The following is a 14,148-nucleotide window of genomic DNA, read 5'->3' on the forward strand; positions in this document are numbered from 1 at the left end:
TCGGTCCGTCCGGGCCGCGGCGGCCGCGCGGGACCGGGCCGCCCGGCGGTGCCCGCCGCCCCGCGCCGCCGCGCCGCGCGTCCGCGGGCCCCCCCCCGCCCCCGCCGGCCCCGCCCGGGCGGGGCCGGGGCCCCGGGGCCCCCGCGACGACCTACCCGACTTCCTGGAGGTGAGCCGGTGGACCGCGGTGACGGCCGGACGACGTCCTTCTCGCAGCAACGGCTGTGGTTCCTCGACCAACTGCGGCCCGGCACGGCGGACCATCTGCTGCCGCTGGCGCTGCGCCTGCGCGGCTCCCTCGACACGGAGGCCCTGGCCGCCGCCCTGGCCGACGTGACCGACCGGCACGAGGTGCTGCGCACCCGGTACTCGGCCGGCGACGGCGAGCCGCTGGCCCACGTGATGCCGCGGGCCGAGGTGCCGCTGGACAGGGTGGAGGCGCCCGCCGGAGCGGACGGCGTCGCTGCGGTCCTCGACCGGGCGCTGCGCCGGCCGGTCGACCTGGCGGCCGGGCCGCCGCTGCGGGCCACCCTGGCGCGGCTCGCGCCCGACGACCACCTGCTGGTCGTCGTGGTGCACCACATCGCCTTCGACTTCTCCTCCTGGAACATCCTCACCCGCGACCTGGCCGCGGCCTACCGCGCCAGGACCACCGGTGTCCCGCACGCGCTCCCGGCGCTTCCCCTCCAGTACGCCGACCTCGCGGCCCGGCAGCGCGAGCGGGCGACCGGGCCCCGGCTGGCCCGCAGTCTCGACCACTGGCGCTCGCGGCTGGCGGGCCTGCCGCCGCTGGACCTGCCGACCGACCGGCCCCGCCCCGCCGCGTTCGACGGCACCGCCGACGTGGTCCGGTTCGACCTCCCGGCCGATCTGGTGGCAGGCGCCGACCGGCTGGCCCGGTCCCGCCGCGCCACCCGGTTCATGGTGCTGCTCGCGGCGTTCCAGGCCCAGTTGGGCCGCTACAGCGGACAGAGCGACTTCGCCGTGGGTACCCCGGTCGCCGGCCGCGGCCAGGCCGCCGCCCGGGATCTCATCGGCCCGTTCGTCAACACGGTGGTCCTGCGCGCCGACCTGTCCGGCCGGCCCAGCTTCGGCGAGCTGGTGGACCGGGTCCGGGACGCGTCCCTGGCCGACCTCACGCACGCCGACACGCCGTTCGAGCGCGTGGTCGGCGAGCTGGCGCCGCCCCGGGACCTCAGCCGTAATCCCCTCTTCCAGGTCTCCTTCCTCACCCTGGACGCCGAGGCCGCACCGCCCGACCTGCCCGGCCTGGCGGTCGAGGTGGTGCCCACCCCGGTCGCCGGGACACCGTTCGACCTGGCGCTCGACCTGCTGGGACGCCCCGACGGCAGCATGCGGCTGCGGCTGCAGTACGCCACCGCGCTGTTCACGCCGGCAACGGCCGCCCGCCTCACCGGGGACTACGTCCGGCTGCTGCGCGGCCTGCTCGCCGACCCGGACGAGCCGCTGGTCCACGTCACCGCCGAACTCGAACCGCTGCCCGGCGGTGAGCGCCGCCGCCGGCTCGCACTCGGCCTCGGTCCCACCCGCCCCGTGCCCGAGGAGACCGTCACCGACCTGTTCGAACGGCAGGCGCGCCGTACCCCGGACGCCGTAGCCGTCCGCTCCGGGGACGGCGAGCTGAGCTACGCGGCACTCGACGCGCGGGCCGACGGGCTGGCGTACCGGCTGCGCGCCCTCGGCGTCGGCCGCGGCACCCGGGTGGGCGTCTTGCTGGAGCGCGGCACCGGGCTGCTCGTCGCCCTGCTCGGCGTCCTCAAGGCGGACGCCGCCTACGTGCCGCTCGATCCCCTGCACCCGGCGCGGCGGATCGGCCACCTGATCGAGGACACCAGGGCCGCCGTGGTCGTCACCACCGGCGTGCTGGCCGACCGGGTGGCCGGCACTCAGGCGCGGACCCTGCTGCTCGACGGCGCCCCGCCGTCCGGCCCGGCGCACCGGCCCGGCCGCACCACCGGCCCGGACGACCTCGCGTACGTCTTCCACACCTCCGGCTCGACCGGGACGCCGAAGGGCGTGCAGATCCCGCACCGGGCCCTGGCCAACTTCCTGCACGCGATGGCGGACCGGCTGCGGCCGGGGCCGCGGACCACCGTCCTCGGGGTCACCACCGCCTCCTTCGACCCCTCGATGCTGGAGCTGTGCCTGCCGCTGCTGACCGGCGCCCGGCTGGTGCTGGCCGACGCCGAGCAGGCCCGCGACCCGGAGCGCCTGATCCGGCTGATCGGCGAGGCCCGCCCGGATCTCCTCCAGGCCACCCCGTCGACGCTGCGGATGCTGGTCGACACCGGCTGGACCCCCGGCCCCGGCCTCACCGTGCTGTCCGGCGGCGAGAAGCTGCACACCGACCTGGCCGCGGCGCTCGCGGCCGGCGGCGCCGCGGTGCAGGACCTCTACGGGCCGACCGAGGCCACGATCTGGACCAGCGCGGCCCGGCACGGCGCCGACGGGCGGGTGCGGCGGTGGACCGCGCTGGACAACACCACCGTCCGGGTGCTCGACGACCGGCTGGAGCCGGTGGCCGAGGGCGTCACCGGGCAGGTCTGCATCGGCGGCGAGGGCCTCGCCTGGGGCTACCGGGGGCGGCCCGCGCAGACCGCCGGCGTCTTCCTCCCCGACCCGCACGCCACCATGCCCGGCGGCCGGCTCTACGCCACCGGCGATCTCGGCCGGTTCCGCCCGGACGGCTCGCTGGAGATCCTCGGCCGCAGCGACCACCAGGTGAAGATCCGCGGCCACCGGATCGAACCGGGCGAGATCGAGGCCGCGCTGCTCGCCCTGGACGGTGTCCGCGCGGCCGTGGTGCACCCGACGCCGGACGCCGGCGGCGGCCGGCAGCTCACCGCCTACCTGGTCGCGGAGGACGCCGCGCGCCCTCCCACGGCCGACACCCTGCGCGCCGGGCTGCTCGACTCGCTGCCCCACCATCTGGTCCCGGCCGCCTTCGTCCTGCTGGACGCCCTCCCGACCGCGGTCAGCGGAAAGGTCGACCGCCACGCGCTGCCGGTGCCGGTGCCGCAGGCGGCCGGCCCGGCCGCCGCCCCGCGCACCCCGCGGGAACGCTCCGTGGCCGCGGTCTGGGAGGAGGTCCTCGGAACCGAAGGGGTCGGCGCCCACGACGACTTCTTCCTGCTCGGCGGGCATTCGCTGCTCGCCACCCGGGTGTCCGTGCGGCTGCGCGCCGCCCTCGGGGTGGACGTACCCGTGCGGGCCCTGTTCGACCACCCCACCGTCGCCGCCCTCGCCGCGGCCCTGGACGGCTACCCGCGGCTGGCCGCCGACGGCCCCCTGCCACGGCTGACCGCCCGCCCGCGCGGCGGCCGCGCGGCCGTCGGCCGCTGACCCCCGTCCGCCCTCTCGCCCAAGGACCGCCATGACCCTCACCGCGACCAGCGACACCTCCGTCTTCGAGAAGACCGAGTCGGAGGTGCGCATGTACTGCCGCACCTTCCCCGTGGTGTTCCAGCACGCCAAGGGCGCGCTGCTGCACACCGACGACGGCCGGGCCTTCATCGACTTCTTCTGCGGCGCCGGCAGCCTGAACTACGGGCACAACCACGACGCCGTCAAGCGGCGCATCCTCGACTACCTCGCCGAGGACGGCCTCATGCACGGCCTCGACCTGCACACCGTCGCCAAGCGCGACTTCCTCACCCGGTTCACCGAGGTCGTGCTGCGGCCCCGCGGCCTGGACTACAAGGTGCAGTTCACCGGTCCGACCGGGACCGACGCGGTGGAGGCCGCCCTCAAGCTGGCCCGCCGGGCGACCGGCCGCACCGGTCTGACCGCCTTCACCGGCGCCTACCACGGCATGTCGCGCGGTTCGCTGGAGATCACCGGCAGCCGCCGCGCCCGCCGCGCCGGCGCCGTCACCGGCGGGGACACCACCTTCGTCCCCTTCGAGGACGGACCGCACGGCCCGTTCGACTCGATCGGCCTGCTGGAGCGGCTGTGGGCCGACCCGTCCTCCGGCACCGAACCGCCCGCGGCGGTCGTCGTCGAACCGGTGCAGATGGAGGGCGGTGTCTACCCGGCGAGCCGGGAGTGGCTGCGCCGGCTGCGCGAGGTCACCGAACGGTACGGGGTGCTGCTCGTGCTGGACGAGATCCAGACCGGCTGCGGCCGCACCGGCACGTTCTTCGGTTTCGAGGACGCCGGGATCGTGCCGGACATCGTCACCGTCTCCAAGTCCCTCAGCGGCTACGGGCTGCCGCTGTCGCTGACGCTGTTCCGCCGCGAGCTGGACCTGTGGCAGCCCGGCGAGCACACCGGCACGTTCCGCGGCAACCAGCTCGCCTTCGTCGCGGCCACCGCGGCGTGCGAACTCTGGCAGCGGGACGACTTCCTGACCGGGCTGGAGCGGGGCACGCAGCGCCTCACCCGGTTCCGGGCCGAGGCGGCGGCGCTGGACCCCGGCCTGGTGCTGCGCGGCCGGGGCATGGTCCTCGGCATCGACACCTCCCGGGCCGGCGGCGCCGACCGGGCCGAGCGCGTCCAGCGCCACGCCTTCGAACACGGCCTGATCGTCGAGCGCTGCGGCCGCTACGACGAGGTGCTGAAGGTGATGCCCCCGCTGAGCATCACGCCCGGCCTGCTCGACGAGGGGCTCGGCATCCTGCGCGACGCCCTGAGCGCGAACTGACGGACTGCCACCCGAGGAGGAACGTCCCCCATGGCCCGACCCGACCGCCACCACCTGATCTCCGTCGACGACCTGACCGACCGGGAGCTGCGCTGGCTCGTGCACCGCGGCGCCCAGTACGCCGCCGGTGAGTGCGACGGCGCCCGGCCGCTCGCCGACGCCGTGGTCGGTGTGCTGTTCCGCAAGACGTCCACCCGCACCCGGACCGCGTTCTCGGCCGGCGCGCTCCGGCTCGGCGGCCGGGTGATCACCTACGGCCCCGACGACCTCCAGGAGAACACCGGGGAGAGCGCCGAGGACACCGGCGAGGTGCTCTCCCGCATGCTCGACGTGCTGGTGGCGCGCACCACCGGCAGCACCGAGGAGCTGCGTGCCTACGCCGCCCAGCGGCGGATGGCCGTGGTCAACGCGATGAGCGCCGCCGAGCACCCCACCCAGGCGCTCACCGACCTCACCACGATGCTCGGCCGGTTCGGGCGGATCGAGGGGCTGCGGGTGCTGTACGCCGGCGAGGGCAACAACACCGCCTCGGCACTCGCCCTGGCCCTCAGCCGGTTTCCCGGCACCGAGCTGCATCTGCGGACCCCGGCCGGCTACGGCCTCGACCCGGACTACCTCGACCGGGCCCGACGCCACGCCAAGGAGTCCGGGGCGCTGGTCGAGGAACGGCACGACATGGCCGGCCTGCCGGAGGCCGACGTCGTCTACACCACGCGCTGGGAGACGACCGGCACGGCCAAGGCCGACCCCGGCTGGCGGCGCGTGTTCGCCCCGTTCCGGGTGGACGCGGCCGTACTGGCGGCCTGTCCCGGCGCCGTCTTCATGCACGACCTGCCCGCGCACCGCGGCGACGAGGTGACCGGCGAGGTGCTGGACGGCCCGGCGAGCATCGCGTTCGACCAGGCCGAGAACAAGTACCACAGCGCCCGCGCCGTTCTGGAGTGGTGCCTCGGCGGCATCCCGGCAGAGCTGGCCTGACGACCGGCCGGCCGCCGGCCCGGCGCACGTTTCCCAGGGAGGTAGCACAGCAATGTCCGACACCATACGCATGCCCGGCGACGGGTGGCGCCTGTGGCCGCAGTTCGCGCTCCGCGGGCCCGGCTTCCCCGCGGCGGGGGTGCTCCGGCTGGCCCCCGAGGGCCTGGCCGCGGCCGCCGACAAGTTCGCCGCCGGGGAGGTGGGGGCGGGGGCGGACTGGGAGGCGTTCGAGGAGGCCTTCTCCGCCGCCGCGGTGCGGACCGCGCGCGAACTCCAGGAGATCGCCGCCTCGGCGCCGTTCCGGGCCGCGGTCGCCTGGCAGAACCGTGCGGTGCTCAGCACCGGCATCAAGCCGTTCCTGGCCTGGACGCCGGCCGCGGGGAGCCGCAGCAGCATGCCCCGTCAGCGCGAGGAGCTGGTCGCGCACTACTGGCAGCGGTTCTGCGTCAAGAACGACACCATCGGCTTCTTCGGACCGGTCGGCTGGGGCAGCTTCGACACCGACAGGCGCGGTGTCGAGGTGCATCCGGGCACCGGTCTGGTCGCCGAGTCCCGGGTCTACTTCTCCAGCTGGTCGATGGACGCCCTCGCCAAGGCGATCGACCGGGACCCGCGGGTGCGCTGGTGGACCCCGCCGCGCCAGGTCCCGTTCGTCCGGGTGGCCGACGCCGCGGTGCACCTCCCCGGCCGCCCGCCGCAGCCGGTCGCCGAGCCGGCGCTCACCGTGCTGCGGCTGTGCGACGGACGCCGGACGCCCGCCGAGATCGCCGCGTCGGCCGCCCGGGAGCTGGGCCGGGACCTGCCGGACCAGGAGGTGACCGGGGCCCTGGAGTGGCTGGTGTCCCGCCGTCTGATCGGCTGGAAGCTGGACGTGCCCGCCGGCACCTACCCCGAGCGGGAGCTGCGCACCCTGCTGGAGCGCATCGGCGACCCGGCCGTACGGGAGCCCGCTCTGGCCGCGCTGGCGGTGCTGGAAGCCGGCCGCGACCGGGTCGAGCGGGCCGGCACCGACCCCGAGGAGCTGACCGCCGCGCTCGCCGCCCTGGAGAGCGACTTCGCCGGGATCACCGAGGTGGCGGCGGTCCGCGAGAAGGGGGCCCGGACCGCGCCCAACCGCGCCCTGGTGTACGCCGACTGCCGCCGGTCAGCGACGGCGACCGTGGGCGCCGCCGTCCTGGAACAGCTCGCGCCGCTGGAGCTGTGCCTGACCGCCGCCCGCTGGATGACCCGCCGGTACGCGGAGGCCGTCGGCGCCCGCATCCACGAGGCCTACCGCGCGCTGCGGGAGCGGCACGGGCAGGTCGACCTCGGCTCGCTCTGGTTCGCCTGCCTGCCCGCCCCGCACCCGCAGTCCTTCGCCGACGCCGAGCGCGTCCAGGCCGAGCTGCGCGAGCGCTGGGGGCGGATCATCGACGCCCCGGCCGGTGCCCGGCGGGTGTCGCTCTCCAGTGCCGACATCGCCGGCCGGGTGCGCGAGGCGTTTCCCGAGGGCGGGGCCGGCTGGTCGCTCAGCCGGTACGTCAGCCCCGATCTGATGATCGTCGCCGAGGACCTGGACGGCGTCGAGCGCGGCGAGTTCCAGCTCGTCATCGGCGAGCTGCACGTCGCGATGAACACCCTCGCCCAGTCGCTCTTCGTCCACCAGCACCCCGACCGCGGGCAGCTGATCGACGAGACCACCCGTGACTTCCCCGGCCCGCGGCTGCTCCCCATGCTGCCCAAGGAGCTTCCGCTGAAGTGGTCCGCGCGCAGCCGGCAGTCCCTGGACCGCCCGGAGGACCACTACGTCGCGCTCGCCGACCACAGCGTCGACCCGCACCGCCCGCGTACCGTCCGCTCCGCCGACGTACGGGTGGAGGAGCGCGAGGGCGGGCTGTCGGCGGTGCTGCCCGACGGCTCGGTCTTCGACCTGCTCGACGTGTTCTGCCACGCGCTCACCAACCGCGTGATGGACCGTTTCACTCTGCGCGCGGACGGCGACCACTCGCCCCGGATCACCATCGACTCCACCGTGGTTGCCCGGGAGACGTGGCGGTTCACCGGGTCCGCGCTGGACTTCGCCGACGACAAGAGCGAGGCCCGCCGGTTCGTACGGGCCCGGCACTGGCGCGACACCCACGAACTGCCCCGCTTCGTCTTCGTCGTCTCCCCCACCGAACCACGCCCCTTCTTCGTCGACTTCGACAGCCCCGTCTACGTCAACATCCTCGCCAAAGCCGCCCGCCGCCTCGCCCGCAAAGACCCCGACGCCCGCCTCACCGTCACCGAAATGCTCCCCACCCCCGAACAAGCCTGGCTCACCGACGACCAAGGCCACCGCTACACCTCCGAACTCCGCCTCGTCGCCGTCGACCGGAGCACCGCCCCCGGGGAGCCGGAATGACCGACCCCGTACGCACAGTCTTCGTCGACGACATCCGTGGGCACGCCGAGCGCGCCCCGCACTCCCCCGCCCTGCTGACCGCCGACGGCCCGACCGGCTACGGCGAACTCGCCGCCCGGATCGACCGGCTCGCCGCGCAGCTCGCCGCCCACGGCGTGGGCCCGGAGCGGGTCTGCGCGGTGGCGCTGCCTCCCGGCGTCGACGCCGTGGTGGCGATCGCCGCGGTCGTCCGGGCCGGCGGGGCGTTCCTCGCCCTGGACACCGGCCTGCCCGACCGGCGGCTCGCCGCGCTCGCCGCCGGCGGCGGCGCGGCCTGCCTGCTCACCCGCGCCGACCTCGCCGAGCGCCTGGGGCCGCTGGTGGACGCGCCCGCCGTCCTGCTCGACCGGCTGCCCGCCGCCGGCCCGCCGCCGGCCGCCTTCCCCGTCCCCCATCCGCGCTCGCTCGCCTACGTCAGCCACACCTCGGGCTCCACCGGCGCCCCCAACCCCGTCCTGATCGAGCACGGCGGCCTGGACAGGTACCTGCGCGCGATGGTCCGCGACAACGCCCTCGGCCCCGGCACCGTCGCCCTCCAGCTCGCGCCGCCCGGCTACGACGCGTCCATCCGGGACACCTTCGCCCCGCTGGTCGCGGGCGGCTGCGTCGTCCTGGCCGACCGCGCGCGCCTGCTGGGCGCCGAGGCGTTCGCCGACACGGTCGCCGCGTACGGCGTCGACACCGTCCTGAGCACCACGCCCTCCTTCCTGAGCTTCCTCGCCCAGTCCCCCGGCGCGGCCGGACGGCTGCGCGCCCTGCGCCTGGTCTGCTCCAGCGGCGAGTCGCTGCGCCCCTTCCTCGCGGCCGGCGGCCGCGACCTGCTCGGCGGCCGGCTGGTCAACCAGTACGGGCCCACCGAGTGCACCATGACCTCCACCCGGTACGACGTGCCGGCCGCCCCGGACACCTCCGCCGACCTGGTCGGGACCGCCATCGACGGCACCGTGGTACGCCTGCTGGACCCGCGGGGGCGGGAGGTCCCGGACGGGTCGGCCGGCGAGGTGCACATCGGCGGCGCGGGCGTGGCCCGCGGTTACGGCGGACAGCCCGCCCTGACCGCCGACCGGTTCCCGCCCGACCCGTACGGGCCGCCCGGCGCCCGGCTGTACCGGACCGGCGACCTCGCCCGGCGCACCGCCGACGGCACCCTGGAGTACCTCGGCCGCGCCGACCGCCAGATCAAGATCCGCGGCCACCGGGTGGACCCGGCCGAGATCGAGGGCGCCCTGCTCGCCCACCCCCACGTCACCGGCGCCGTGGTGACCGCCGGGACCGACGGCCGGGGCCGGACCTGGCTCGGCGCCCATGTCACCGGCCCGCTGGACGGCACCACCGACGCCGAGCTGCGCGCCCACCTGGCCCGTACCCTGCCGCCGCACATGATGCCCCGGCGGTTCACCCGGCTGGCGCGGCTGCCCGTCACGCACAGCGGCAAGGCCGACCGGCGGGCACTGCGCGCCGCCGCGCCGGAGCCGGTGTCATGACGGCCACCGGCACCCGGGTCGGACCGGCCGCCGTGCCGGCCGCCGCCGACCGCATCGCCCCGCACGTCCGGCACACCCCGCTGCTGCGCCGCGACCTGCTGCCCGGACTGCTGGTCAAGGCCGAACACCTCCAGCACAGCGGGTCGTTCAAGCTGCGCGGCGCGGCCAACGCGATGCTCGCGCTCGGCGCCGGGGAGGTGGTCGCCGGCTCGTCCGGCAACCACGGCATCGCGGTGGCCACGCTCGGCCGCACCCTCGGCGTCCGGGTCACCGTGGTGATGGCGGCCGGCGCCGCCGAGGCCAAGGAACGGGCCATCCGGGCGCTCGGCGGCCGGGTCGTCCGGGTGCCCGGCGGGGTCACCGAACGCGACCGGTACGCCAAGGACCTGGCCGCCCGCACCGGGGCCGCGCTGGTGCCCTCCTCCGACCACGAACTCGTGGTGGCCGGGCAGGGCACCGTCGGTCTGGAGGTGCTCCGGGACGCGCCCGACCTCGACGCGATCTTCGTACCGGTGGGCGGCGGCGGCCTGCTGGCCGGCGTCTGCCTCGCCGCCGCCCACCTGCGCAGCACGGTCCGGATCGTCGGCGTGGAACCCGACCTGGCCCGGCGTTACGCCCGCTCGGTCGCCGCCGGCCGCCCGGTCGAACTGCCGCCCTGCGACTCGGTGGCGGACGGACTGCGCGGCCAGCGGCCTGGCGAGGTGATCCTGCCGATCGTCCGGCACCGGGTCGACGAACTGATCGGGGTCGGCGACCGGGCCGTGCTCCGCGCGATGGACCTGCTGCACCGGGCCGGCATCCCGGCCGAGCCGAGCGGCGCCGCCGCCCTGGCCGGCGCCCTCCGGCTGGGGCTTCCCGGCCGCAGCGCCGTCGTCGTCTCCGGCGGCAACGGCGCCGCGGCCCTGGCCGCCGCGCGGCCCGCGCCGCCCCGTACGCCTTGTGCGCCCGCATCCCACCACTCACCGAAGGACAGGTCATGACCATCGACACCGCCGGACTCACCGGGCTGATCACCGGCTACTACCGCGAGACGCTCGGCGACGACACCCTCGACGCCACGAGCGACTTCTTCGAGGCGGGCGGCGACTCGCTCGCCGCCTTCCAGATCGTCGACCGGCTCCAGGAACTGCTCGACGCCGAGATCGCCGTCGCCCTGGTCTTCACCTACCCGTCCCCGGCCGAGCTGGCTCAGGTCGTCGTCGACGACCTGTCCCTCGCCGCCGCGTCGGCTTAGGGGGCACCGGGATGCAGGAGGGATCCGTCTCTCTGAGCGGCCGCTGGCGGCTGTGGGACCAGGTCGCGGTGCGCGGCACGGGGTTCCCGGCGGACGGGGTGCTCCGGCTGGCTCCGGCGGGCCTGGCCGCGGCCGCGGACAAGTTCGGGCCCGGGGACGCCCTGTCCGGCGCGGCCTGGCAGGACTTCGAGGCAGAGTTCACCGGGGCCGCCGTGCGGGCGGCGCAGAGCGCGCAGGAGATCGCCGCCTCCGGACGGTTCCGGGCGGCGGTCGCCTGGCAGAACCGGGGGGTGCTCGACTCGGCGATCCGGCCGTTCCTCAACTGGTCGCCGGCGACCGGGGGCCGGACCTTCAAGCAGCGCCAGCGCGAGGAGCTGGTCGCGCACTACTGGCAGCGGTTCTGCGTCAAGAACGACACCATCGGCTTCTTCGGACCGGTCGGCTGGGGCGTCCTCGACACCGGCCGGCCCGGCGTGTCGGTCGAGCCGGGCACCGGGCTGACCGCGTCCTCGGAGGTCTTCTGGTCCAGCTGGTCGGTCGACGCCCTGGCCCGGGAGATCGACGCCGACCCGGAGGCGCACGCCTGGACGGCGCCCCGCCGGGTGCCGTTCGTGCGGCTGGAGGAGGACGCCGTACGGCTGCCCGCCAGGCCCCCGCAGCCGGTGCCGCCGCAGACGCTGCGGCTGCTGCGCCTGTGCGACGGCACCCGTTCCGTGCCGGACCTCCAGCGGGAAGCCGGACCGGACACGGACGTGCCGGCCCTGCTCGCCGAACTGGTCCGGCGGCGCTGGATCACCTGGCGGCTCGACGTGCCCGCCGGCATCCGGCCCGACCGCGGGCTGCGCGCCTGTCTGGAGCGGATCGGCGAGCCGGGGCCGCGCGCCACCGCCCTCGCCCGGCTGGACGCACTGCACGGCGCGGTCGAGGCCGTCCGGGCGGCGGGCGAGGACCCGGAGCGGCTGGTCGCGGCCCTCACCCTCGTCGAGGAGACGTTCCAGCGGGTGACCGACGCGGCCGCCAAACGGGAGAAGAGCGCCACCACGGCGCCCGGCCGCGCCGTGGTGTACTCGGACAGCCGGCGTGCCGCCCGGGTGACGCTCGGCGGCCCCGTGCTGGCCGCGCTCGCCCCGCTGGACCTGCTGATGTCCGGGACCGCCTGGCTCACCTCGGCCCTGGCCGCCCGCGTGACCGAGCGCGTCACCGAGGTCTACGAGCGGCTGCGCGCCGGCACCGGGCCGGGCCGGCCGGTGGACCTCGCCGCCTTCTGGTTCGCCTGCATGCCGGTCCTGCACGGGGCCGCGGTCGCCGACGCCGCCGGCCTCCAGGCGGAGTTCGAGCGCCGCTGGCAGCGGATCCTCCCGGCGTCGCAGGGGGTGCGGCGGGTCACGGTGGCCGGCGCGGACATCGCCGGCCGGGTGGCGGAGGTCTTCGGGCCGGCCGCCGCACCGGGCTGGACCGCGGCCCGGTACGTCAGCCCGGACGTGATGATCGCCGCGGCGGACGCCGCCGACGTCGAGCGCGGCGAGTTCCACCTCGTCCTCGGCGAACTCCACCTGGCCGCCAACACGCTCGGCAACGAACTCTTCGTCAACCAGCACCCCGATCCCGGCCGGCTCTTCGAGCGGACCGACCACGACCACCCGGCGCCACGGCTCATGCCGCTGCTGCCGAAGGAGCACAAGTCCCGCCTCTCCGCCCGGATCCGGCACGCGCTGGTCCGGCCGCAGGACTACCAGGTCGCCCTGCTCGACAACACGGCCGACCCGCACCGCGACCGGACGGTGCCGAGCGCCGACGCGGTGGTGGAGCACCGCGACGGCCGGCTCTGCGTGGTGCTGCCCGACGGGGCGGTGTTCCCGGCCGTCGAGGTCTTCGCGCACGTGCTGACCACGCTGGTGACGGACCGGTTCCGGCTGCTGCCGGAAGCCGACCACTCCCCCCGGATCACGATCGACCGGATGACGGTGGCCCGGGAGACGTGGCGGTTCACCGGGTCCGCGCTGGACTTCGCCGACGACAAGAGCGAGGCCCGCCGGTTCGTACGGGCCCGGCACTGGCGCGACACCCACGAACTGCCCCGCTTCGTCTTCGTCGTCTCCCCCACCGAACCACGCCCCTTCTTCGTCGACTTCGACAGCCCCGTCTACGTCAACATCCTCGCCAAAGCCGCCCGCCGCCTCGCCCGCAAAGACCCCGACGCCCGCCTCACCGTCACCGAAATGCTCCCCACCCCCGAACAAGCCTGGCTCACCGACGACCAAGGCCACCGCTACAGCTCGGAGATCCGCCTCGTCGCCGTCACCGACTGACCCCTCCCGGCCCGGACCCGCGCTCGCGGGCCAGGGCCACCCCGCGCCGGCGCACCGGGCCGGGCTCCCTCGGGAGCCCGGCCCGGCCGCGTGCGGCGCTGTTCGCGATGTTCACCGACGCGGACGTCGTCCAGGCCGTCCGCCGGCGGTGGCGACGGGCTACTCCTCGGGCTCCCAGGCGATCAGCTCCTCGAACACCTGCGGGTCGCCCTCGATCTTCAGGTCGCTCAGTGTGAGGCGGCCCCAGACGAAGAGGAGCAGTTGCTCGGCCGTGCCCGTGGCCGAAGCGGTGGCGGGCGGGGCGTCGTCCGTGAGGGGTGCGGGCCAGGCGCCGGTGCCGTCCAGCGCGAGGAGCCAGGAGCGGCCCTCGGTGGCGTGGTAGTGGAGGGTGGCGGGCTCGTGCGGCCAGGGCGCCGGGGTGGAGTTGCAGGTGTCGAGGAACTCGGCCACGCCGTCGAGCGCGAGGTCCGCCGGCATCGGCCGCACGGCGCCTGCGGCGAGCTGGGCGTCGTAGGTGTGCACGAGCACCTCGTGCACCCGGCGCCGGGCCACGCCCCAGGCGTTCGCCGGCGACACGCCGGCGCTCCACCACGTCCAGCACGCGCGCTCCGGACCCGCCTCGCGCAGCGCACTCAGCAGCAGCTCGTCGGACTCGGCGTACCAGGCCAGCAGCGCCTCGGGCTCGCGCGGCACCTCCGCGGCGTCCCTGGCCGGCGGAGCCTCGGCCGGGCCCGCGGCGACGATCGCGGCCCACCAGCGTTGGCCCGTGCCCAGGTGCCGCACCAGATCGGACACCGTCCACCCGGGGCAGGAGGGCACCGGCGCGTCCGGGCCGGGCGCGGCGGCGACCGCACTGCGGAACGCGGCCGACCGCTCGTCGATCAGTTGCAGCAGGGCGGGAAACGCCAGACTCTCTGTCACCTCGCCTGCCTATCACCCCGGCTCGGCCGACCGCACCCGATTAACCAAGCCGTCGGCTGCGGAAGTTGGATCACCTGATGCACAGCCGGAAGGGCGGGGGCGCTGCGCGCGTCCCCGCCCTTCCTGGCCGTCCCGGG

9 protein-coding genes are annotated in these 14,148 nt (G+C 76.0%); 8 read left to right on the plus strand and 1 reads right to left on the minus strand.

All coding sequences use genetic code 11. The features are described 5' to 3' along the window. Window positions 1-177: 177 nt before the first annotated feature. The 8 genes from ACH4OA_RS13450 to ACH4OA_RS13485 are packed head-to-tail and all read left to right on the plus strand — an operon-like array spanning window position 178 to window position 13,090. Window positions 178-3,363, plus strand: a complete 3,186-nt coding sequence (locus tag ACH4OA_RS13450) for an amino acid adenylation domain-containing protein (RefSeq protein WP_397969047.1) — start codon at window positions 178-180, stop codon at window positions 3,361-3,363. Window positions 3,364-3,394: 31 nt separating this feature from the next. Further along, window positions 3,395-4,663 (plus strand): aspartate aminotransferase family protein, encoded by a 1,269-nt coding sequence (locus tag ACH4OA_RS13455; protein WP_397969048.1) that lies wholly within the window; start codon window positions 3,395-3,397, stop codon window positions 4,661-4,663. A gap of 30 nt (window positions 4,664-4,693) precedes the next feature. Continuing rightward, window positions 4,694-5,641 carry an ornithine carbamoyltransferase gene (locus ACH4OA_RS13460; protein ID WP_397935738.1) on the plus strand — a complete coding sequence of 316 codons (948 nt, stop codon included), beginning with the start codon at window positions 4,694-4,696 and terminating at the stop codon, window positions 5,639-5,641. A gap of 52 nt (window positions 5,642-5,693) precedes the next feature. Then, window positions 5,694-8,024 (plus strand): lantibiotic dehydratase, encoded by a 2,331-nt coding sequence (locus ACH4OA_RS13465; RefSeq protein ID WP_397969050.1) that lies wholly within the window; start codon window positions 5,694-5,696, stop codon window positions 8,022-8,024. Then, a complete protein-coding gene (locus tag ACH4OA_RS13470; RefSeq protein WP_397969052.1) occupies window positions 8,021-9,547 on the plus strand; it encodes an amino acid adenylation domain-containing protein in 1,527 nt (508 codons plus the stop codon). The genes ACH4OA_RS13465 and ACH4OA_RS13470 overlap by 4 nt, the downstream gene beginning before the upstream one ends. Then, a complete protein-coding gene (locus ACH4OA_RS13475; RefSeq protein ID WP_397969053.1) occupies window positions 9,544-10,527 on the plus strand; it encodes a threonine/serine dehydratase in 984 nt (327 codons plus the stop codon). Before ACH4OA_RS13470 ends, ACH4OA_RS13475 begins: the two co-directional genes overlap by 4 nt. Further along, complete coding sequence (locus ACH4OA_RS13480; RefSeq protein ID WP_397946382.1) at window positions 10,524-10,781, plus strand: acyl carrier protein; 258 nt, start codon at window positions 10,524-10,526, stop codon at window positions 10,779-10,781. The genes ACH4OA_RS13475 and ACH4OA_RS13480 overlap by 4 nt, the downstream gene beginning before the upstream one ends. 11 nt (window positions 10,782-10,792) lie before the next feature. Continuing rightward, on the plus strand, window positions 10,793-13,090 hold the full coding sequence (locus ACH4OA_RS13485) for a lantibiotic dehydratase (protein WP_397969055.1): 2,298 nt from the start codon (window positions 10,793-10,795) through the stop codon (window positions 13,088-13,090). A 159-nt stretch (window positions 13,091-13,249) separates the two neighbouring features. Here the strand turns inward: ACH4OA_RS13485 and ACH4OA_RS13490 are convergent, their stop codons facing one another. Beyond that, window positions 13,250-14,011, minus strand: a complete 762-nt coding sequence (locus tag ACH4OA_RS13490) for a maleylpyruvate isomerase family mycothiol-dependent enzyme (RefSeq protein ID WP_397969056.1) — start codon at window positions 14,009-14,011, stop codon at window positions 13,250-13,252. Between the last annotated feature and the right edge of the window lie 137 nt (window positions 14,012-14,148).

The sequence above is a fragment of the Streptomyces sp. NPDC017095 genome (assembly GCF_044332325.1).
Taxonomy (GTDB): Bacteria; Actinomycetota; Actinomycetes; order Streptomycetales; family Streptomycetaceae; genus Streptomyces.